The sequence below is a fragment of the Modestobacter excelsi genome (assembly GCF_005930495.1).
Taxonomy (GTDB): domain Bacteria; phylum Actinomycetota; class Actinomycetes; order Mycobacteriales; family Geodermatophilaceae; genus Modestobacter; species Modestobacter excelsi.
Genome location: NZ_SJEX01000007.1, coordinates 26,802 through 46,785, shown reverse-complemented (window position 1 = coordinate 46,785; position 19,984 = coordinate 26,802). Strand labels below are relative to the sequence as shown.

At 73.2% G+C, this 19,984-nt stretch carries 21 protein-coding genes; 16 read left to right on the top strand and 5 right to left on the bottom strand.

The annotated features are described in order from the left end of the window. Positions 1-8 precede the first annotated feature (8 nt). The gene (gene ligM / locus FHL80_RS04395; RefSeq protein WP_138732236.1) at positions 9-1,409 is read right to left on the bottom strand and encodes a vanillate/3-O-methylgallate O-demethylase; all 1,401 of its coding nucleotides are present in this window, start codon (positions 1,407-1,409) and stop codon (positions 9-11) included. Positions 1,410-1,983: 574 nt separating this feature from the next. Here ligM and FHL80_RS04390 point away from each other — a divergent pair. From FHL80_RS04390 to FHL80_RS04360, 7 genes are all read left to right on the top strand, one after another. Beyond that, on the top strand, positions 1,984-2,796 hold the full coding sequence (locus tag FHL80_RS04390; RefSeq protein ID WP_138732235.1) for an ABC transporter ATP-binding protein: 813 nt from the start codon (positions 1,984-1,986) through the stop codon (positions 2,794-2,796). Beyond that, a complete protein-coding gene (locus tag FHL80_RS04385; protein WP_138732234.1) occupies positions 2,783-3,493 on the top strand; it encodes an ABC transporter ATP-binding protein in 711 nt (236 codons plus the stop codon). Before FHL80_RS04390 ends, FHL80_RS04385 begins: the two co-directional genes overlap by 14 nt. Then, positions 3,494-4,375, top strand: a complete 882-nt coding sequence (locus FHL80_RS04380) for a branched-chain amino acid ABC transporter permease (RefSeq protein ID WP_138732233.1) — start codon at positions 3,494-3,496, stop codon at positions 4,373-4,375. Next, complete coding sequence (locus FHL80_RS04375; protein WP_138732232.1) at positions 4,375-5,463, top strand: branched-chain amino acid ABC transporter permease; 1,089 nt, start codon at positions 4,375-4,377, stop codon at positions 5,461-5,463. The genes FHL80_RS04380 and FHL80_RS04375 overlap by 1 nt, the downstream gene beginning before the upstream one ends. 20 nt (positions 5,464-5,483) lie before the next feature. Further along, positions 5,484-6,746 carry an ABC transporter substrate-binding protein gene (locus tag FHL80_RS04370; protein ID WP_138732231.1) on the top strand — a complete coding sequence of 421 codons (1,263 nt, stop codon included), beginning with the start codon at positions 5,484-5,486 and terminating at the stop codon, positions 6,744-6,746. A gap of 78 nt (positions 6,747-6,824) precedes the next feature. Continuing rightward, positions 6,825-7,928 (top strand): LLM class flavin-dependent oxidoreductase, encoded by a 1,104-nt coding sequence (locus FHL80_RS04365; RefSeq protein ID WP_138732230.1) that lies wholly within the window; start codon positions 6,825-6,827, stop codon positions 7,926-7,928. A gap of 1 nt (position 7,929) precedes the next feature. Further along, complete coding sequence (locus tag FHL80_RS04360; RefSeq protein WP_246078452.1) at positions 7,930-8,814, top strand: alpha/beta hydrolase; 885 nt, start codon at positions 7,930-7,932, stop codon at positions 8,812-8,814. Here the strand turns inward: FHL80_RS04360 and FHL80_RS04355 are convergent. Continuing rightward, positions 8,807-9,568 carry an SDR family NAD(P)-dependent oxidoreductase gene (locus FHL80_RS04355; RefSeq protein ID WP_246078451.1) on the bottom strand — a complete coding sequence of 254 codons (762 nt, stop codon included), beginning with the start codon at positions 9,566-9,568 and terminating at the stop codon, positions 8,807-8,809. The genes FHL80_RS04360 and FHL80_RS04355 overlap by 8 nt on opposite strands. A 150-nt stretch (positions 9,569-9,718) precedes the next feature. On the opposite strand from FHL80_RS04355, the gene FHL80_RS04350 reads away from it, so the two are divergent. The 6 genes from FHL80_RS04350 to FHL80_RS04325 are packed head-to-tail and all read left to right on the top strand — an operon-like array spanning position 9,719 to position 14,981. Continuing rightward, entirely contained in the window at positions 9,719-10,372 is a 654-nt protein-coding gene (locus tag FHL80_RS04350; RefSeq protein WP_138732229.1) for a GntR family transcriptional regulator, read from the top strand. Continuing rightward, positions 10,369-11,070 carry a 4-carboxy-4-hydroxy-2-oxoadipate aldolase/oxaloacetate decarboxylase gene (locus tag FHL80_RS04345; RefSeq protein WP_138732228.1) on the top strand — a complete coding sequence of 234 codons (702 nt, stop codon included), beginning with the start codon at positions 10,369-10,371 and terminating at the stop codon, positions 11,068-11,070. The genes FHL80_RS04350 and FHL80_RS04345 overlap by 4 nt, the downstream gene beginning before the upstream one ends. Positions 11,071-11,107: 37 nt before the next feature. After that, positions 11,108-12,193, top strand: coding sequence for a 4-oxalomesaconate tautomerase (locus tag FHL80_RS04340; RefSeq protein ID WP_138732227.1), 1,086 nt, complete (start codon positions 11,108-11,110; stop codon positions 12,191-12,193). A 33-nt stretch (positions 12,194-12,226) separates the two neighbouring features. Then, on the top strand, positions 12,227-13,183 hold the full coding sequence (locus FHL80_RS04335; RefSeq protein ID WP_138732226.1) for a VOC family protein: 957 nt from the start codon (positions 12,227-12,229) through the stop codon (positions 13,181-13,183). Beyond that, the gene (locus FHL80_RS04330; protein ID WP_138732225.1) at positions 13,180-13,968 is read left to right on the top strand and encodes an NAD(P)-dependent oxidoreductase; all 789 of its coding nucleotides are present in this window, start codon (positions 13,180-13,182) and stop codon (positions 13,966-13,968) included. Before FHL80_RS04335 ends, FHL80_RS04330 begins: the two co-directional genes overlap by 4 nt. Then, positions 13,965-14,981 (top strand): amidohydrolase family protein, encoded by a 1,017-nt coding sequence (locus FHL80_RS04325; RefSeq protein WP_138732224.1) that lies wholly within the window; start codon positions 13,965-13,967, stop codon positions 14,979-14,981. Before FHL80_RS04330 ends, FHL80_RS04325 begins: the two co-directional genes overlap by 4 nt. 10 nt (positions 14,982-14,991) lie before the next feature. Here FHL80_RS04325 and FHL80_RS04320 read toward each other — a convergent pair whose 3' ends face one another. Continuing rightward, positions 14,992-15,867 carry an alpha/beta fold hydrolase gene (locus FHL80_RS04320; protein ID WP_138732223.1) on the bottom strand — a complete coding sequence of 292 codons (876 nt, stop codon included), beginning with the start codon at positions 15,865-15,867 and terminating at the stop codon, positions 14,992-14,994. Between the two features lie 99 nt (positions 15,868-15,966). On the opposite strand from FHL80_RS04320, the gene FHL80_RS04315 reads away from it, so the two are divergent. Next, positions 15,967-16,563 (top strand): 5-formyltetrahydrofolate cyclo-ligase, encoded by a 597-nt coding sequence (locus tag FHL80_RS04315; RefSeq protein WP_138732222.1) that lies wholly within the window; start codon positions 15,967-15,969, stop codon positions 16,561-16,563. 33 nt (positions 16,564-16,596) lie between these two features. Here the strand turns inward: FHL80_RS04315 and FHL80_RS04310 are convergent, their stop codons facing one another. After that, complete coding sequence (locus tag FHL80_RS04310; RefSeq protein ID WP_138732221.1) at positions 16,597-17,217, bottom strand: hypothetical protein; 621 nt, start codon at positions 17,215-17,217, stop codon at positions 16,597-16,599. 201 nt (positions 17,218-17,418) lie between these two features. Between FHL80_RS04310 and FHL80_RS04305 the strand changes: the two genes are divergently transcribed. Further along, complete coding sequence (locus tag FHL80_RS04305; RefSeq protein ID WP_138732220.1) at positions 17,419-18,000, top strand: dihydrofolate reductase family protein; 582 nt, start codon at positions 17,419-17,421, stop codon at positions 17,998-18,000. A 47-nt stretch (positions 18,001-18,047) separates the two neighbouring features. Beyond that, entirely contained in the window at positions 18,048-19,214 is a 1,167-nt protein-coding gene (locus tag FHL80_RS04300; protein ID WP_138732219.1) for a serine hydrolase domain-containing protein, read from the top strand. A 17-nt stretch (positions 19,215-19,231) separates the two neighbouring features. Here FHL80_RS04300 and FHL80_RS04295 read toward each other — a convergent pair whose 3' ends face one another. Then, positions 19,232-19,984 (bottom strand): ZIP family metal transporter, encoded by a 753-nt coding sequence (locus tag FHL80_RS04295; RefSeq protein ID WP_138732218.1) that lies wholly within the window; start codon positions 19,982-19,984, stop codon positions 19,232-19,234.

Below are 19,984 nucleotides of genomic sequence, written 5' to 3'. Positions count from 1 at the left end.
CCGGAAACTCAGGCGGTCGCTGCGCTGCGCCACCCGCCGTGGTACTCCGCGCGGGCGGTCTCCGCGTAAGGAGCCGGGCTCACCACGGCCCGGACGGTGAACTGCTCGTGCGGCTCGACGTTCGACTTCCCGCTGCCGCCGTCCGGCTCGCCCCAGACGACCCGGACCTCGGCGCCGATCGGCACGTTGGGGTCGACCGTGGCCAGGGAGAGCCCCTTGCGCTCGTTGGCGCTGTAGCCGGTGAACAGCGACGCGCCCACCACCGTGCCGTCGGCGTCCACCACCGAGTCGAAGTTCGACGACCCGTAGTTGGCGTTCGGCAGGTCGAAGACCTGGTACCCCGGTGCCGGGGCGACGATCCCGCCGAACAGCTTCGTCATGTCCTCGTCGTTCCAGGCCAGCGTCACCTTGCGCCGCTGCGTGGCCGGGTCGATGGCCTCCAGCGCGTCCCGGCCGATGAAGTCGTGGTCGAACTTCACGAACGATCCGTAACCGAGCTCCCACGGGTTGAGGTAGTAGTCCTCGATCCGCTCGGAGACGAAGCTGCCCGCCAGCGCGTTGGTCGCCTCGTAACCGTTGGCCGGGAGCCACTCACGGTAGGGCCGCAGCTCGTCCGCGGTGTAGATCGCCGGCAGCGGGGAGGGGATCCAGCCCGACTCGAGGGTGTTGGAGGAGTAAGCACGCGAACCGCACGGCTCGAGCCCGAACTCCGCACCCGCCTCGAGGATGGTCTCGCGGACCTTCTCGTAGGACTCGTAGGGGCCCCAGATCTCCAGGCCCGGGGCGCCGGCCATGCCGTGCCGCAGGGTGCGGACCTTCTCGCCACCGATGTTCATCTCCGACATGCGGAAGAACTTCAGCTGCTCCAGGTCGCCTCCGTGGAGCTTCTCGATCACCGGCCAGGCGTTGGGACCCTGGATCTGGAACCGCCAGACGTCGCGGCTCACGGCCTTGCCGTACGGCCGTGACGACGAGCGCGGGTCGTTGCGCACCTCGACGTCGTAGTCCTTGGACCCCTGGAACTCCAGCCAGTTGGCCACCGGTGCGCGGCCGACGAAGACGTACTCCTCCTCGGCGAGGTGGAAGAGGATCCCGTCACCGATGACCCCGCCCTCGGGGGAGACCGGGACGAACTGCTTGGCCATGTTCACCGGGAAGTTGGCCACGCTGTTGATGCCGGTGTCGGAGATGAGCTTCAGCGCGTCCGGGCCGGAGATCCACGTGTTGTACATGTGGTGCGACTGGTCGAAGAGCACCGCGGTCTCCCGCCACGCCTTCTGCTCCCGCCGCCAGTTGGTGAACTCCGAGGGCACCACCGGGTAGATGTAGGTGCCGATCTGGGAGTTCCGCAGCAGCCCGACGGTGTCACCGGTCTGGTCGAGGAGCTCCTGCAGGTTCTTCGCGGTCATGTGCATCCGTCCTCGTGTCGTCTTCTGGTCTCCGCCTCGTGGCGGCAGCTCATGGCAGCGGCTCGGGCGGAGCCCCGCCCGAACGCTAGGCGTGCGACGTGGCGCCGGACACATCCGGATGGCGGGCGGGGCCCGGCCGCATCGGGAGTCCCGGCGTACGTCAGATGTCGCGTCGACGCCGTCGCGGGTCCGCCGATCGCCCCACCTGGCCGGGTGACGCGCGTCACGATCCGAACGTAGCAACCGGCGCCCGGGCCCGCCCGGCAGCCGGCCCGGACAGCCGCCGCCGGCCGGTTCCCGGTCGCCCCGGCCGGTTGCCGCCGCGGTCGGCCGGACGTGCGCTGCGGCCACGAGCACCGGCGGATGTGGCGGCGGGGCCCCGCCGCCGGCGGTGGTGCGGTTCGGGACATTTGTCCCGAATCTGCCCCTCCGGGCCTCTGGACACCGATTGAGACGTTGTCGTGACCGTCCTCACAGCTAGCCTCTCGTAGCCTGCTCCACGGCGGAGACACGCCACACCCCCCACCACCACGACCCGGTGCCCCCCTGCGGTCACTGACGACGGAGAGGCAGGATGGCCACGACGACGCGAACCGATGAGCCGGACGCCGCCCTGAGCGTGCGGGAGGTGTCCCTCCGATTCGGTGGCATCACCGTGCTCGACGGCGTCTCGTTCGACGCGCCGCGCGGCGGCATCCTCGGTCTCGTCGGGCCCAACGGTGCCGGGAAGACCTCGCTCTTCAACTGCATCAGCGGGCACTACCAGCCGACCGCCGGCTCGATCCTCGTCGGCGGGACCGAGACCGTCCGCACGCCGGCCTGGCGCATGGCGAAGCTCGGGCTCGCGCGCACGTTCCAGCACCCGGCGCTCCGGCTGGACGCATCGGTGCTCGAGAACGTGATGCTCGGGGCGCACTCGTGGATGCCGGGTGGGCCGGTCGCGTGGTCGCTGCGGCTGCCCTCGACCCGCAGGCACGAGCGCGAGGCGCGCGCGAGGGCGCTCGAGCTGCTCGAGCGCACGGGTCTGGGCTGGGCGGCGGCGATCCCCGCCGACGAGCTCTCGCACGGGCTCCACAAAGGCGTCGAGCTGTGCCGTGCGCTGCTCTCCCGCCCTCGTCTGCTGCTGCTCGACGAGCCCGCCGCCGGCCTCTCGCACGGCGAGGTCGAGCAGCTCATCGGGACTGTCCGTGAGGTCCGCCGCGAGTTCGACCTGACGGTCGTGGTCGTCGAGCACCACATGGGGCTGATCTCGGCGCTGACCGACCGGGTGGTCGTGCTCGACCACGGCGCCAAGCTGATGGAGGGCACGGCCGCGCAGGCGCAGTCGGATCCCCGGGTGGTCGAGGCGTACCTGGGCAAGGAGGTGGGCGCAGATGAGTCTGCTTGAGCTCGAGGACGTCACCGCGTCGTACGGCCACGCGCAGGTGCTGCACGGGATCTCGTTCTCCCTCCCGGAGAACGGGGCGACGGGACTGCTCGGCGCCAACGGTGCCGGCAAGACGACCACGTTGCGCGCGATCAGCGGGACGGTGCGCACCACCGGCCGGATCCTGTTCGAGGGGCGCGACATCAGCGGTCTCGGACCCGACCGGACGGCGCACCTGGGCATCGCCCACGTGCCGGAGGGCCGCGGCACCATCGGCCAGCTCAGCGTGCGGGAGAACCTGCTCGTGGGCGCCTACCAGCGCCGTGACCGCAAGCAGATCGCGACCGACGTCGACTACGTCCTCGACCTGTTCCCCAACCTGCAGGAACGGGTGAAGTCCAACGCCGCGGCCCTCTCCGGCGGTGAGCAGCAGATGCTGGCGGTGGCGCGCGCGTTCATGGCCAAGCCGCGGGTGATCCTGCTCGACGAGGCCTCGCTGGGGCTCGCGCCGAGCACGGCCCGCCGGGTGTACGACGCGATCGTGCGACTGCGCCACGAGGCGCAGGTGTCGATGGTCGTCGTCGAGCAGAACGCGAACCTCGCGTTCTCGGTGGTGGACGACGCCACCGTGCTGGAGACGGGTCGGGTCGCGCTGCACGGCAGCAGGGACGAGCTCATGGGCATGGACGCCGTTCGCCGCGCGTACCTGGGGGGTTAGGTGTCGTACTTCATCCAAGTCGTGGTGGACGGGCTGTCCAACGGCGCGATCTACGCCGCGATCGCGCTCGCCATCGTGCTGGTCTACCGGGCCACCGGTCTGATCAACTTCGCCCAGGGGGGCATGGCCGTGACGGCCACCTTCGTGGCCTACGCACTGACGCAGGCCGGGGTCCCGGTCCTGCTCGCGCTGGTCGCGGCGGTCGTCCTCGGGTTCGCCCTCGGTGCCCTGCTCGAGCGGGGGGTGATGCGGCACTTCGAGGGCGGCGACCCGGACACCGCGGTCGTCGCCACCATCGCCCTGCTCGTGGTGCTGTCGGGTCTGTCGGCGTTCTTCTTCGGCTACGAGCCGCACCCGTTCCCGTCGTTGTTCCCCAACCGGACCATCGGCGTGCTCGGTGTGTTCGTGAGCCTGCGGTCGATCGGCACGATCACCGTGCTGATCGTGGTGATGGTGGCGCTGCAGCTGCTGTTCCGCTCCACGAAGCTCGGGCTCGCCATGCGGGCGGTCGCGGACAACCCCCAGTCCTCGGCGCTGTCCGGTCTCCCGGTCAGCCGGTTGCTCATGATCGGCTGGGGCCTGGCCGCGGCGCTCGGTGCCATCGCCGGTGTGCTGGTCGCCCCCCAGCTGTTCATCAGCCCCGGCATGCTGGACTTCGTGCTGGTCTACGCGCTCGCGTCGGCCATCCTCGGCGGCCTCGACTCACCGGTCGGCGCCGTGGTGGCCGCGGCCTTCATCGGCGTCGTGGAGAACCTCGCCGGCGCCTACCTGGACTTCATCGGTGACGACCTGAAGATCGCGGTCCCCTTCATCGCGGTCATCGTGATCCTGGTCGTGCGACCACAGGGGCTCTTCGGCCGCAAGGTCACGGTGCGCGTCTGATGGCCACCACTCCGACCTCGACCGCGCGCGCCGCCTCGACCTCCCGCTCGGGCTCGACCTCCCGCTGGCGGGGCATCGCGTTCGTCGGCGTGCTCGCCGTCGCGCTCGTCGTCGCCCCGCTGGTGTCGAGCCCCTACGTCAACTACCAGCTCTCGAGCATCGCCGTCTTCGCGGTGGCGATCCTGGGCCTGAACATCGTGATGGGCTACACCGGTCAGGTGTCGCTGGGGCAGAGCGCCTTCCTGGGGCTCGGGGCCTACATCGCGGCGTACGGGATCCTGCACGGCTGGCCGGGGCCGCTGACGCTGCTGCTCTGCGCGGTGGTGCCCGCGGTCGTCGGGATGCTGGTGGCGCTCGCCGCGGCCCGCCTGCGCGGGCTCGCGCTGGCCATGATCACCCTCGCCCTGCCGATCGTGGGGGTCCCGCTCGCCCGACGGTTCGACGACTTCACCGGCGGGTCGCAGGGGCAGGTGGTCAGCTGGCTCCGCGCACCCGAGTCGACCGGTCTGGCCAACGACCAGTGGCGGTACTACGTCGTCGTGCTCATCGCGGTCGTCGCGTTCGTGCTCGCCCGCAACCTGGTCCGAGGGCGCATCGGACGGTCCTTCGCCATCGTCAAGGAGAACGAGGCGGTGGCGCTGTCCATGGGCGTCTCGCCCTACCGCACGAAGGTGCTGGCCTTCACGATCGCGTCCCTGCTCGGCGGCGTGTCCGGCTTCATGTACCTCGCCATCGTGCAGTACACCTCACCGGAGACCCTGGTCTTCGCCACGTCGATCAACCTGGTCGCCGCGATGGTGATCGGTGGCTCCGCGAGCATCATCGGAACGGCCCTCGGAGCCGTCTACTACGTGCTCGTGCCGGTGCTCGCCGGTCAGGTGAACTCCTCCCGCACCGCGCTGATCTCCGGCGCGGTCCTGCTGGCGGTGCTGTTCCTCCTGCCCGCCGGCCTGGTGTCCCTGCCACGCAGGCTCGCGCGGCTGCGGTCGTCCACCCGTCGTCCGCACCCGTCGGCTCCTCCCACGACCTCCGACGAGGCGACGCACCGAGCGTCCGCACCGTCGGCCACCACCGACCAGCACTCGTGAACCCCGAGAGAGGCGATTCAATGACGAAGACCCGAAACGCGGCGCGTGCCAGTGGCGTGATCGCCACTGTCAGCATCGCTGCGCTGCTCGTGTCCGGGTGCACCCGGGACAGCAGCTCCGGCGGCCCCGGCGCGGACGACTCCGCCTCGAGCCCCGGCATCACCGACGACTCGATCAGCATCGGCATCAGCAGTCCGCTCAGCGGTCCGACCGCCGGCCCCGGCTCCTGCACGATTGCCGGTCTGGACTCCTACATCGAGGCGAAGAACGCCGCCGGCGGGTTCGAGTTCGGTGACGGGAAGACCCGCCAGGTCGACTTCACCTACCTCGACGACGTGTACGACCCCGCGAAGGCGGTGTCCAACTTCCGCCAGCTGATCAACGACGGCATCTTCGCCTACGTCGGGGCGCTGGGCACTCCCACCAACGCGGCCGTGATGCCCATCGCGGAGGAGGAGGAGGTGCCCCAGGTCCTGCTCACCACCGGCGCCCGCACGTTCTCCAGCGACCAGGACGCGCACCCGTGGACCACCGGCTTCGTGCCGACCTACGCGACCGAGGGCCGCGCGTTCGGCGAGCTGCTGGCCAAGGAGGGCAAGCCGGTGACGGTGGCGACCCTGGCCCAGAACGACGACTTCGGGCAGAGCTACCTGGACGGCTTCAACGAGGCCATCGAGGGCAGCCAGGTCGAGGTCGTCGCCGATGCCACCTACGAGCCGACCGACACGACCCTCGACGCCCAGGTGACCGAGCTCGCGTCGAGCAAGGCCGACGTGCTGCTGAGCGCCGTGTCGGTCACCCCGCTGCAGGTCGGCGTGCTCACCAAGGCGCAGTCCCTGGGCTGGCTGCCGCGCATCTTCCTGCCGTCGAACACCTCGACGCCGGGGACCATCCTGCAGCCCGGCGGCGCGGCCGCGTACCCGGCCGTGTACACCCCGTCGTTCTCCAAGAACCCGAACTCGCCGGCGTTCGCCAACGACGAGGACGTGAAGGCCTACAACGACGCCTTCCAGAAGTACGGCTCGAAGATCGCCACGACGTACACCCCGCACTGCGCGTGGAGCTACGCCGAGGGTGCGGTGCTCGACGAGGCCTTCCAGGGCATGGAGGAGCCGACGCGCGAGTCGTTCATGGACTCGATGAAGTCGATCAGCGGGTTCCAGGCGCCGCTGCTCCTCGACGGCATCACGGTCGACACCACCACGAAGGACGACGCGGCCATCTCCACGGTGCAGCTGGTCCAGTACGACGGGCAGGCGGGCTTCAAGCCGGTCGCCGGGTAGTCACCCACCCCCTGGCCGGGGTCCGGGACACCGTCCCGGGCCCCGGCCAGCCGTCCACCGACGACGAGGACCCACGACATGCCGCCTGACCCGGGAGCACCGGAGGCGCCGCAGGACATCACGTTCGGCCTCTTCGACTGGATCGACGCCGCGCCCGGGAGGACGGCGGGCGACGTCTACCAGAGCCGGCTGGACCTGCTGGCCGAGGCCGACCGGGGCGGCTTCAGCGTCTACCACCTGGCGGAGCACCACGGCACGCCGCTGGGGCTGGCCCCCTCCCCGGCGCTGTTCCTGGCCGCGGCCGCCCGGGCGACCGAGCGGATCCGGCTGGCGCCCACGACCTTCATCGTGCCGCTGTACGACCCGCTGAGGCTGGTGCAGGAGATCTGCATGCTCGACCAGCTCAGCGACGGTCGGCTGGAGATCGGCGTGGGCAAGGGGTCCTCCCCGCACGAGACCGCGATGTTCGGGCTGACGCCGCCGGAGGCCGCGGACCGCTTCGAGGAGCTGATGCCGGCGATCCTCGAGGCGCTGGAGACCGGGGTCTTCCGGCGCCCGGGTCCGGACGGGAACGGGGAGCCGGTGGCGCTGCACGTGTCGGTGCGCCAGCGCCCGCACCCGCCGCTGTGGTACCCGACGTCCAACCCCGCCTCGATCCCGCGGCTGGGCGAGGAGGGCTACAACGTCATCTTCGGGTTCGGCTTCTTCTCCCCGCCGCTGGCCGCCGTCCGGGAGCAGAGCAGGCTCTTCTTCGCACGCTTCTCCGAGTCGAGCGCGCGCGGCAGGGTCCGGTACGCGCTGCCGGGAGTGACCCCGCGGTTCGGGATGATGCGGCACGTGGTCGTCGCGCCGACCGACGACGAGGCGCTGGCCCTGCTGCGGCCGGCCTTCGCCGACCACCACACCAACTTCACCCACCTCTGGCGGCTGCACGGCGACGAGCAGCGCACCCGACCGGTGGACGTCGACCAGCTGCTCGCGGAGGGCAAGCTGTACGCCGGGTCGCCGGAGACGGTCGCCCGGCGGGTGGCCGAGGCCGTCACGGACGGCGAGGTGAACCACGTCGCCGGCTCCTTCGCCTGGGGGTCGCTGGACCCCTCGACGTCCCTGCGCTCGGTCCGGCTGTTCCGCGACGAGGTGATCCCCGCCGTCCGCGGGGTCGCCGCCGCCGTGGGGGCCTGACGTGACCGGGCGCCCGGCACCCACCGGCGACCTGCCGCAGGTGACGGTGCGGCGGGACGTGGTCTACCGCAGTGAGCCGGGGATCGAGCTGCAGCTGGACCTCTACCTCCCGGCCGCCCGGCCCGCACCGCTGTGCGTGTGGTTGCACGGGGGTGGCTGGCTGCGGGGGTCGCGCAGCGCCCGGGCCGCGGAACGGCTGCTGCCGGTGGCCGCGGCCGGGGTGGCGATCGCGGCGGTGCAGTACCGGCTGAGCGGTGAGGCGACGTTCCCCGCGCCGCTCGACGACGCCCGGGCGGCGGTCCGGTGGTTGCGCCGGAACGCCGCCGACCTCGGCCTCGCCGCCGACCGGGTCGGGGTCTGGGGCGGGTCGGCGGGCGGCCACCTCGCCGCGCTCCTGGCGCTGTGCCCGGACGAGCGCGACCCCGAACTCGGCGACAGCTCGGTGCAGGCCGCCGTGTGCTGGTTCCCGGTCACCGACCTCACCCTGCGCGACACCGACGTGCCGGCGGGACCGCTGCCCCCCTTCGTCACCGGTCCACCCGACGTCCCCTCCCAGGAGGCCCGCCTGCTGGGCGCCGCGTCGGTGCCGGAGGTGGCGGACGCGGCCCGGGCCGCGAGCCCTGTCACCCACGTGCACCCCGGTGCCCCGCCGTTCCTCCTGGCGCACGGGGACCGGGACGGGCTCGTGCCGTCCGAGCACAGCCGCACCTTCCACCGGGAGCTGCGGGCGCGGGGGGTCCCGGCGACCCTGCTCCTGCTGGCCGGCGCCAACCACGAGGACCCTGCCTTCGACACCCCGCCGGTCCTGGGGACGGTGAGCGCCTTCCTGCGCAGCACCCTCCTGGCCGACGAGGCCCCGCCGGGCGCGGCCGCCGGCGTCAGCTGAAGGTCACCCCGCCGTCCACGATCAGCGTCTGCCCGGTCATGAACCCGCTGCCGTCGGAGCACAGGAAGGACACCACCGGCGCCAGGTCGCCGGGCTCCATCGGCCGGGGGACGGCGCGGCGTCCGGCCGACGCGGCCAGATAGTCCGGGTCGTTGAGGGCTCGGGTGGCGTCGGTCTCGACCAACCCTGGCGCGACGGCGTTCACCGTGATGCCGTCCGCGCCGACCTCCCGGGCCACGCTTCGGGTCAGCGCGATCACCGCACCCTTCGAGGCCGTGTAGTGGGCGAAGTACGGCACGCCCATGTGCACGGTGGACGACGCGATGTTCACCACGCGGCCCCGCCCCTGGGCCTTCATGACCGGGTGGACCGCCCGCATCCCGAGCCACACGCCCCGGGTGTTGACCGACATGACCTGGTCCCACTCCTCGACGGTGATGTCGGTGAACGGCCGTTTGGCCCCCAGTCCCTGGTAGATGGCGGCGTTGTTGACGAGTGCGTCGATGCGGCCGTGCCGATCGAGGACGGCCGCCACGAGCTGCCGCCACGACGACTCGTCGCTCACGTCGGCCCGGAGGTGGGCGATGTCCAGGCCGTCCGCGTCCCCGGCCGGCTCCACGACGTCAGCCGTCACCACGGCCGCGCCCTGGGACGCCAGGTACCGGCTCAGCCCCGCGCCGATGCCGCGCGCGCCACCGGTCACCACGACGACCGTGCCGGGCGCGACGCTGCCGTGCATGTCCGTCGAGCTCACCTGGCCTCCCGCTCCCGCTGGTCCCGCGTCGCGCGGTCCGTACTGCGAGCCGCTCCGACTGTCTAGCGCACCTCGCCCAGGACGGCTCCTCGACCGCGGTTGACGATCCTGTTGACAATCCTTAGGGTCCTGACGACGGCAGGGGGACGGATGGCGGCAGCAGCACGGGACGCTGCCGAACGTGTCCTGCGCGCGGCGATCTCCCGGGGGGACATGCCCCCGGGTCACCGGCTGGTCGAGGCCGAGCTGGCCGAGCAGATCGGGGTCAACCGCAGCAGCGTCCGGCTGGCCATCGACGTCCTGATCGCCGACGGCCTGGTCGAGCGGATCCCGAACAGGGGAGCGCGGGTCCGCGTCGTGTCCGTCGACGAGGCGGTCGCGACGACCGAGTGCCGGATGGTGCTCGAGGGTCTGCTGGCGCGCAAGGCCGCCGAGCGCGTCACCGGCGAGCAGGTCGGTCGCCTGCGGGCGCACCTGTCCGCCATGGACGACGCGGTGCGGTGCGGTGACCTGCTCAAGTACTCGGAGCTCATCTCCCAGCTGCACGGCCTCGTGCGCGACGCCGCGCGCCACCCGGTGGCCGCCGGCCTCGTCGACCGGCTGCAGGCGCAGGTGGTCCGCCACCAGTTCCAGCTCTCGCTCCGACCGGGGCGGCCGCAGGTCAGCCTCCGCGAGCTCACCGCGGTGGTCGACGCGATCGCCGCCGGCGATCCCGACCGCGCCGAGACCGCCACCGTCGAGCACTTCTGCAGCGTCATCGCCGCGCTGGCCCAGCCCGCTCGTGAACCCGGAGGACGTGCATGAAGACCGTCGTCGTCACCGACCCACCCCGCGCCGACGCAGCGGACGCCGAGGCACTCGGCGGCTTCGGCGTCGCCACCGTGCACGAGGCCCTGGGGCGGGTGGGCTACCTCGGCCCCGCGTTCCGGCCGGCCTGGCCCGGGGCGCGCATCGGCGGCACCGCCGTCACGGTGCTGTGCTGGCCCGGGGACAACCTGATGATCCACGTGGCCGTCGAGCAGTGCCGCCCGGGCGACGTGCTCGTGGTCGCGACCAACTCCCCGTCGACCGACGGGCTGTTCGGGGAGCTGTTCGCCACGGCGCTGGCCCAGCGCGGTGTGCGCGGCGTGGTGCTGGGCAGCGGGGTCCGCGACGTCGCCGAGCTCCGCGAGATGGGCTTCCCCGCGTGGTCGACCGCGGTGAGCGCGCAGGGCTCGGTGAAGGCCACCGCCGGCGCGGTCAACGTGCCGGTCGTCCTGGGCGGCCAGCAGGTCGTGCCGGGTGACGTGGTCGTCGCCGACGACGACGGCGTGCTGGTGGTGCCGCGCGGCGACGTGCCGCGGGCGCTGGCCGCCTCCCGGGCCCGCCTGGACAAGGAGGCCGCCAGCCGCGCGGCGTTCCAGCAGGGTGAGCTGGGCCTGGACCGCTACGGCCTGCGCGCCAAGCTGCCGGAGTTCGGCATCGAGTACGTGTCCTACGAGAAGTGGGCGGAGGAGCGATGAGCGCCGCAGGCACCTGTTCTCCACTGGAGGTGCGTCGATGAGCTACGACGACACCGGCGTCCGCTGCACGATGCTGCGCGGCGGCACCTCCCGGGGCCTGTACCTCGATGCCCGTGACCTGCCCGCCGACCCCGCCGAGCGGAACGACCTGCTGCTGCGGCTGATGGGCACCCCCGACCCGCGGCAGATCGACGGGCTGGGCGGCGCGACCACGCTGACCAGCAAGGTGGCGGTCCTCTCGCCGTCCGACCACCCCGACGTCGACGTCGACTACCTGTTCCTGCAGCTCGGCGTGGACGAGGCGACGGTCAGCGACCGGCAGAACTGCGGCAACATCCTCGCCGGGGTCGGCCCGTTCGCGGTCGAGCGCGGGCTGGTGCCCGCCGGCGACGGCGAGACCAGCGTGCGCATCCGGATGGTGAACTCCGACAGCGTCGCCGTCGCCACCTTCCCGACGCCGGGCGGCCGGGTCGAGTACCGCGGTGACGTCGAGATCGCCGGCGTGCCGGGGACGGCCGCGCCGGTGGTGCTCGCGTTCACCGACACGGAGGGCTCGGCGACCGGCGCCCTGCTGCCCACCGGGCACGTCCGGGACACCGTCGAGGGCATCGAGGTCACCTGCGTCGACAACGGCATGCCGGTCGTCCTGGCCCGGGCCGACTCGTTCGGGCTGACCGGGCACGAGTCGCACGAGGACCTCGCCGCGGACGCCGCGCTGCTGGAGCGGGTCGACGCGTTCCGCCGCAAGGCCGCCGAGCTGATGGGCATGGGGGACGTGTCGGCGTCCTCGGTGCCCAAGACCGTGCTGCTCGCCGCGCCGCGCGACGGGGGGCAGGTGTGCACCCGCTCGTTCATCCCGGTGCAGCCGCACACCTCGATCGGCGTGCTGGGTGCGGTCAGCGTGGTCACCGGCATGCTGCTGCCCGGCGCGGTGGGGCACGAGCTCACGGCGGGCTGGCCGCGCGACACCTCCCAGGTCGACGTCGAGCACCCCACCGGTCACCTGCTGGTCGACGTCGTCGTCGACGACTCCGTCACGCCGCCGCGGGTGGTCCGCTCCGGTGTGGTGCGCACCGCCCGCAAGCTCTTCGACGGCACGGCCTTCCCCCGAGCCCGGACGTAGGACCAGCACGACACCCGACTCCAAGGAGAGCCCGTGCCGCCGCTCCACGACATCGCCCACCTCGCCCACGTCGAGGTCCTCACCGACAAGCCCGAGGAGTGCCTGGACTTCTACGTCCGCTACCTCGGCATGACCGAGAACGGCAGGTCCGGGGACTCGGTCTTCCTGCGCGCCTGGGACGACTACGAGAACACCACCGTCAAGCTCACCGCGGCGCCGAGGCCCGGCGTGGGCCGGACCAACTTCCGGGCGAGCACCCCCGAGGCGCTGCAGCGCCGGGTCGCTGCCATCGAGGCGACGGGGCTGGGGCGCGGCTGGCAGGACGGCGACCCCGGCTACGGCCCGGTGTACGTGTTCACCGACCCCGACGGCCACGAGATGGGCGTCTACCACGAGACGGAGTGGTACCGGCCCGAGGGTGACCTCAAGCCGGCGCTGAAGAACCAGGCGCAGGCCTACCCCGGCCGCGGTGTGAGCGTCCGCCGGATCGACCACATCAACTACCTGGGCGTGGACCCCGTGGCCAACCGCGACTTCGCGCGGGACACCCTCGGGGGCATGGTCACCGAGCAGATCGTGCTGGACGACGGGGTCGCCGGCAGCTGGCTCACGTTCACCAACAAGGGCTACGACGCCGTCTGGACCCGGGACAACACCGGCACGTCGGGCCGGCTGCACCACCTCTCCTTCGCCGTCGACAGCCGCGACGACGTCCTCCGGGCCGCCGACCTCGCGCTGGAGCACGGCATCCACATCGAGACCGGGCCGCACAAGCACACCATCCAGCAGAGCTTCTTCCTCTACGTCTGGGACCCGGCGGGCAACCGGATCGAGCTGGACAACCCGGGCGCGCGGCTCGTCCTGGCCCCGGACTGGCAGCCGATCGACTGGTCGGCGGCCGAGCGCGCCAAGGGCCAGGCCTGGGGGCTGCAGACCATCTCCACCTTCCACACGCACGGCACCCCGCCGGTGGGGGAGGGCCCCGCGTGACGGCAGCGTTGCGGGTGGCCCTGCTCGGCCTGGGCGAGGCCGGCGCCGCGATCGGCCGCGACCTGGTGACCGCCGGTGCCGACGTCCGGGGGTACGACCCGGTGGTGCCCGCGGTCGCGGGGGTGGCGGTCCGCACCGGCGAGGCAGACGCCGTCCGCGACGCCGACCTGGTGCTCAGCGCCAACAGCTCGCACGACGCGCTGACCGCGCTCACCAACGCCCTGCCCGGGCTGCGGCCGGGCACGATCTGGGCCGACCTGAACACCGCCGCGCCCGGGGTGAAGGTCGCGCTGGCGGAGGCGGCGGGCAGCGGGGTCGACGTCGTCGACGTCGCGCTGATGGCGCCGGTGCCCGGCAAGGGGCTGCGCACCCCGATGCTGGTCTCCGGCCCGGCCGCCGGGCGCTTCGCCGAGCTGATGACGCCGCTCGGCGCCCAGGTGACCGTGCAGCCGGGGCCGGTGGGGGAGGCGATCTCCCGCAAGCTGCTGCGCAGCGTCTTCTACAAGGGCCTGGCCGCCGCCGTGGTCGAGGCGCTGGCCGCCGGGGACGCCGCCGGCTGCGGCGACTGGCTGCGCGGCAACATCAGCGCGGAGCTGGCCGGCTTCGACGACCGCACCATCGACCGGCTGGTCGAGGGCACACACCGGCACGCCCGCCGGCGGGCCGACGAGATGGCCGCCGCCACCGAGCAGCTCACCGAGCTCGGGGTGCAGCCGCGGATCGCCGCGGCCGCCCGGGACCTGCTCACCGAGCTCCGCGACCGACAGCAGGAGAACGCCCGATGATCATCGACTGCCACGGCCACTACACGACCGCCCCGGCGGCGCACACCGCCTGGCGGGAGCAGCAGCTCGCCGCCTGGGAGGCCGGCGATGCGGCACCGGCCTACCCGTCGATCAGCGACGACGAGATCCGCGAGACGATCGAGGGCAGCCAGCTGCGGCTGATGGACGAGCGCGGCATCGACGTCACCCTCTTCTCCCCGCGGGCCTCGGCGATGGGCCCCCATCTCGGCGACGAGGCGGTGAGCCTGGAGTGGACCCGCCGCAGCAACGACCTCGTCCACCGGGTCACCACGCTGTACCCCGACCGCTTCATCGGGGTCTGCCAGCTGCCGCAGTCCCCGGGCGCGCCGATCGAGGGCTCGATCGCCGAGCTGCGCCGGTGCGTGGAGGAGCTCGGGTTCGTCGGCTGCAACCTCAACCCCGACCCCAGCGGCGGGCACTGGACCTCGCCGCCGCTCACGGACCGCAGCTGGTACCCGTTCTACGAGGCGATGGTGTCCCTCGACGTCCCGGCGATGGTGCACGTCTCGGCGTCCGCCGTCCCGGCCTTCCACGCCACCGGCGCCTACTACATCAACGCCGACACCACGGCGTTCATGCAGCTGGTCCAGGGCGACCTGTTCACCGACCTGCCGGACCTGCGGCTGGTCATCCCGCACGGCGGGGGAGCGGTGCCCTACCACTGGGGCCGGTACCGCGGCCTGGCGGACATGCTCGAGCGGCCGCCGGTGGAGACGAACGTGATGGGCAACGTCTTCTTCGACACCTGCGTCTACCACCAGCCCGGCATCGACCTGCTGCTCGACGTCATCGACCCCGGCAACGTGCTGTTCGGCTCCGAGATGGTGGGCGCGGTGCGGGGCATCGACCCGCGCACGGGGCACCACTTCGACGACACCCGCCGCTACGTCGAGGCGGCCGCCCTGGACGACGCTGCGCGGGCCGCCGTCTTCGAGGGCAACGTCCGTCGGGTCTACCCCCGGCTCGACGCCGCGCTCGACGCCGCCGGCTGAGCACCGCCGGCTACCTGGTGCGGACGCCGTCGAGCGCGGTGCGGATCGCCGCGGCGAACGCCTCGGGCGCCTCGACCGGCACGAAGTGCCCGGCATCGGGGAGCGGCGTGACGGTCACGTCGGTGAAGAACTCACCGAGGCGGTCGCCCCACTCCGGCGGGAACAGCGGGTCGTGGCCCGGCCAGAGCACGTGGACGGGGACCTGGAGGCGGTCCGCGGGTCCGGGAGCGCGCTCGGCGAGAGCCCGGGCGAGGATGCCCGGTCCGGCGCGGTACCAGCCGATCGAGCTGGTGAACGCACCCGGCTGCCCGTAGCTCGTGGCCAGCCGGTCGAGGTCGTCGTCGGTCGGGGAGAAGGACGGTCCGGACCAGGAGGTCCAGAAGTGGCGCAGGTAGCTGCGGACGGCGTCGGGGTCGCCGTCGAGGAGCTCTGCGGCGAGCGGCAGCCGGTGGAAGTGCTGGTACCAGAACTCCGTCTGCGCCGTGGGGTCCAGCACGCGGCGTCCCGCACCGGGCACCGGTGGGGTGATGACCAGCGCCCGGACGCGGTCCGGGAACGCCTGCGCGACCGCCTGGGCGATGCGGCTGCCGATGTCGTACCCGGCCAGGACGACGGGTCCGAGGGCCAGCTCGCCGAGGAGAGCAGAGATGCTGCGGGCCTGTGCGGCCCCCGAGTACCCCTCGTCCGGGTCGACGGCGTGCTTGTCGGACTCCCCGAAGCCGCGCAGGTCCGGCGCGACGACGTCGGCTCCGCCGGCCAGGAGCGGCCGGACGAGCCGGAAGTCCTCGCGGCTCCCCGGCCAGCCGTGCAGCAGGACCACCGCCGGCCCGGTGCCGGAGCGGTCGTAGGCGAGCGAGAACCCGTCGACGGGCTGGGTGCGCGGCATGCGCAGCAAGGTAGCGCCCGGCCCCGTGCTGCACCCTCCGTCGCCGGGGGGCGTGCGGACGGCCGACGCCGGGCCGGGGAGCAGCCCTAGGCTGCCCCGGTGGTCGATCCAGGGAAACCGGTCGTCGCCAAGGCCGTGCTCCGCCAACGCCTGCTCGCGCGCCGCCGTGCGCTCACCGCCGAGGAGGTCCGCACGGCCGCGGCGGCGGTGGCGGACACCCTGGTGCAGGCGCTGGCGGGGGTGCGCACGGTGGCTGCCTTCGTCCCCGATCGCACCGAGCCCGGGCACGGCCGTCTCCCGGCGGCCCTCGCCGGGCTGGGCGCACGGGTGCTGCTGCCGGTCATCCCGCCGGTGAGCCGGGAGCTGGACTGGGCGGTGGACAGCGGCCGTCTGGCGCCCGGACGCTTCGGCCTGCTGGAGCCGGTCGGCCCGCGGCTCGGCCCCGACGCGCTCGGCACCGCGGACGTCGTCGTCGTCCCGGCGCTGGCCGCGGACCGGGTCGGGACCCGGTTGGGTCGCGGCGGCGGGTACTACGACACCTCGCTGGTGCACGCCCGACCGGACGCGGTCCTCGTCGCGCTGCTGTTCGACGGCGAGCGCCTCGAGGAGCTGCCGGCCGAGGCGCACGACCGGCAGGTGACCGCGGTCGTGACGCCGTCCGGGGGGTGGGAGGACCTGCCGGGCCGCGGCGGCTGAGCGCCCGGACCGCCGCGGCCGCGGGCCCTGCGGTCAGAGCGTCTCGGGAACGCCCAGGTGGGCGAGCACCAGGTCGAAGTCGGCGGTGTCCACGGTGTCGATGCCCCGGGCCGGCGCGAACTCCTCCCGGAACTCCCGTGCCCCCTCGGCCGCCTCCTCCAGGTCCGCCCAGCTGTCGTAGGAGACCGCCGACACGGCCAGGCCGTCCGCACGGCGCACCATGACGCTCACGCTGCAGAAGCCGGGCAGGTCGTCCAGCTTGGGCATCAGGGAGAGCCGGACCGCGTCGACCGCGCGCTGCACGGCGCCGGGGTCGGTCCGGAGCCAGGTGACCCGGGAGCAGGCCCCGTGCGGCGCCTCGGGGACCCGGTGCATCGCGGCGATCTCCCACTCCTGCACGTCCGGCCGCCCGCCGAGCGCCGCCGCAGTCCGCTCCAGGTGCGGCCGGACGCCGTCCCGGCTGGCGCCGAGCGCCTCCTCGTCCCGCCAGGACGTCGTGACGATCGACCGGCCGGAGTTGCGGGAGGCGAGCATGGAGAGGCCGACGCAGCCGGTCATCCCGCGGAGCGCCGGCATCGACTGCTCCCGCACGTAGGCGGTCCCCGTCGCCAGCTCCCGGGGGTCGCCGTCGATGGTCGTCGTTCGGGCGTACATGCCGGGCACCCCTGTTCCGTGTGGTCTCCGGCGGGCCTGCCGAGGCACGCCGCCGCTGGGCACAGGGTGCTGGACCGCCGTGCGGGGGGCAACACGTCCCCGGCAGCGACGGCGATGAGTACCGGCGTCGCTCCCGGTCTTGCTCCCTGACACCCGACCACCGACACCCGACACCCGACCACCGGCACCGAGGAGCGCGTCATGACCGCGACCTACACCTTCGACGTCTTCTGCAGCCTCGACGGCTACGGCTCCTTCGACGGCGGCGACTGGGGCGGCTTCTGGGGCAAGGAGGGGCCCGAGTTCCTCGACCACCGGCTCCGCCAGTACGAGGAGGACCAGCGGCTGGTCCTCGGGGCCGGCACCTTCCGGGAGTTCCTGAGCCTGCTGGGTCCGAGCACCCCCGAGTCCGAGGCGGACGACCCGCTCAACACCCGGATGCGGAACCTGCCGACGACGGTGGTGTCCTCGACCCTGGAGGGCCCGTTCGACTGGCCGGACGCGACCGTCGTGAGCGGGGACGCCGCCGAGGTCGTCGCCGCGCTCAAGGAGGAGTCCCGGGTGCCGTTGCGCTCGCACGGCAGCCTGTCGCTGAACCGGTCGCTGATGGCCGCCGGCCTGGTCGACCGGGTGCAGGTGACGATCTTCCCGGTCCTCACCGGCCGGACCGGGGTGGAACCGGTCTTCGCGGGTGCGGCCGACTTCGACCTGGAGATGCTGGAGAGCCGGACCTACGACGGCCGCATCCAGGAGCTGGTGTACCGGCCCACACTGCACGGCTGACCGCGGCCGTCCCCCGACGGCGTCGACGCAGAACGGGAGGAGAGGTCATGGGGCCGGGACTGAGCAGGGCTGGGCTCGAGCGGTTCGACGGGGTCGCGGCGTCGCACGTCGGGAACGACGCGGTGCCGGGGCTGGTCGCGCTGGTGGCCTGCGGCGACGACGTGCACGTGCACGCGGCGGGGACGCTCTCGATCGGCGGGAGGCCGGTGGAGCGGGGGTCGCTGTTCCGGATCGCGTCGACGACGAAGCCGATCACGGCGGCCGCGACCCTCGCGCTGGTGCGCGAGGGCCTCGTGGCGCTGGACGAGCCGGTCGACCGGCTGCTGCCGGAGCTCGCCGACCGCCGGGTGCTGCGCCGGGTGGACGGTCCGCTCGACGACACGCTGCCCGCCGAGGGGCCGGTGACGGTGCGGGGGCTGCTGACGTTCACGTTCGGCTTCGGGATGGCCGTGGAGATGTTCGCGGCGGCCCAGCCGTGGCCGGTCGTCGTGGCGGCGGCGGCGGCCGGTCTGGCGACGATCGGCCCGCCGCAGCCGGACGACTTCGTCGACCCCGACACCTGGATCGCCCGGTTCGGCGGGCTCCCCCTGCTGGCGCAACCGGGCCGCCGGTGGCTCTACAACACCGGGGCGCACGTGCTCACCGTGCTGTGCGCCCGGGCCGCCGGGACGTCGTTCGACCAGGTCCTGCGCACGCGGCTGCTCGAGCCGCTCGGCATGCGCGACACCGGCTTCGCCACCGAGGACGTCGGCCGGCTGGCGACGGCGTACCAGCCGACCCCGGACGGACTGGTGGTGTGGGACCTCCCGGAGGGGCAGTGGAGCCGCCCGCACGCCTTCTCCGACGGCGCTGCGGGGCTGGTGTCGACGGTGGACGACCTGCACGCGTTCGCGCGGATGCTGCTGCGCGGCGGCGACCCCGTGCTGACCGCGGACCAGGTGCGGGAGATGAGCCGGGACCAGCTGACCGCCGAGCAGCGCGAGGCCGGGGCGGCCTTCCTCGGCGGGCGTGGATGGGGCCTGGGGACGTCGGTGGTCAGGGAGGGGCCCTGGGCCGGCGCCTCCGGCTGGGACGGCGGGCTCGGCACGTCGTTCCTGGTGCAGCCGGCGCGTGACCTGGCGGTGGTCGTGCTGACCCAGCGGCTGTTCGACAGCCCGCAGGCGCCCGCCGTGCACACGGACCTGCAGGCCGCCGCCCTCGCCGCCTGCCGGTGACCCGCGGGGGCGTCGGGTCAGCCGACCCGGTCGATGGCGAAGGCGAGGAGGAACCCGACGGTGGTGATCAGCCCGGTCCAGGTCTTGGTCTCCTCGAACGCCTCGGGGATCATCGTGTCGGCGATCATGGTGAGGATCGCGCCCGCCGCGACGGCGGTGATCACCGCGATCGCCTCCGGCGGTGCCCCGCCCAACGTCGCGTAGCCGAGCAGCGCCGCGATCGCGCTGACCACCGCGATCGTCGTCCAGACCCCGAAGACGTAGGCCGCCGACCGGCCGCTGCGCTTCATGCCCGCTGCGCTGGACAGCCCCTCGGGCACGTTGGAGATGAACACCGCGGCCAGCACCGACAGGCTCACGCCACCGCCGGCGAGCAGGCCCACGCCGAGCACGACGGACTCGGGGATGCCGTCGAGCAGGGCGCCGACCGCGATCGCCATGCCGCTGCCGGCCTGCTGCGACTCCGACGGCTGCTGGTCCCCCGACCGCTTGCGGTGCCGGGCGCCGTACCGCGCGAGCAGGGCGTTGGCCCCCAGGTAGGCCAGGGCACCGCCCAGGAAGCCGATCGCCGTGGGGCCCAGCCCGCCGGTGTCGGCGGCCTCGGCCATCAGGTCGAAGGCGACGGCGGAGATCAGCACCCCCGAGCCGAAGGCCATGACCGAGGCGATGACGTCCGAGGACACCCGGAGGAACCAGGCGGCCAACGCGCCGAGCACCAGCGCGCCGCCGCCCAGCAGGCCCCACAGCCCGGCCTCCAGCCAGGTCGGCAC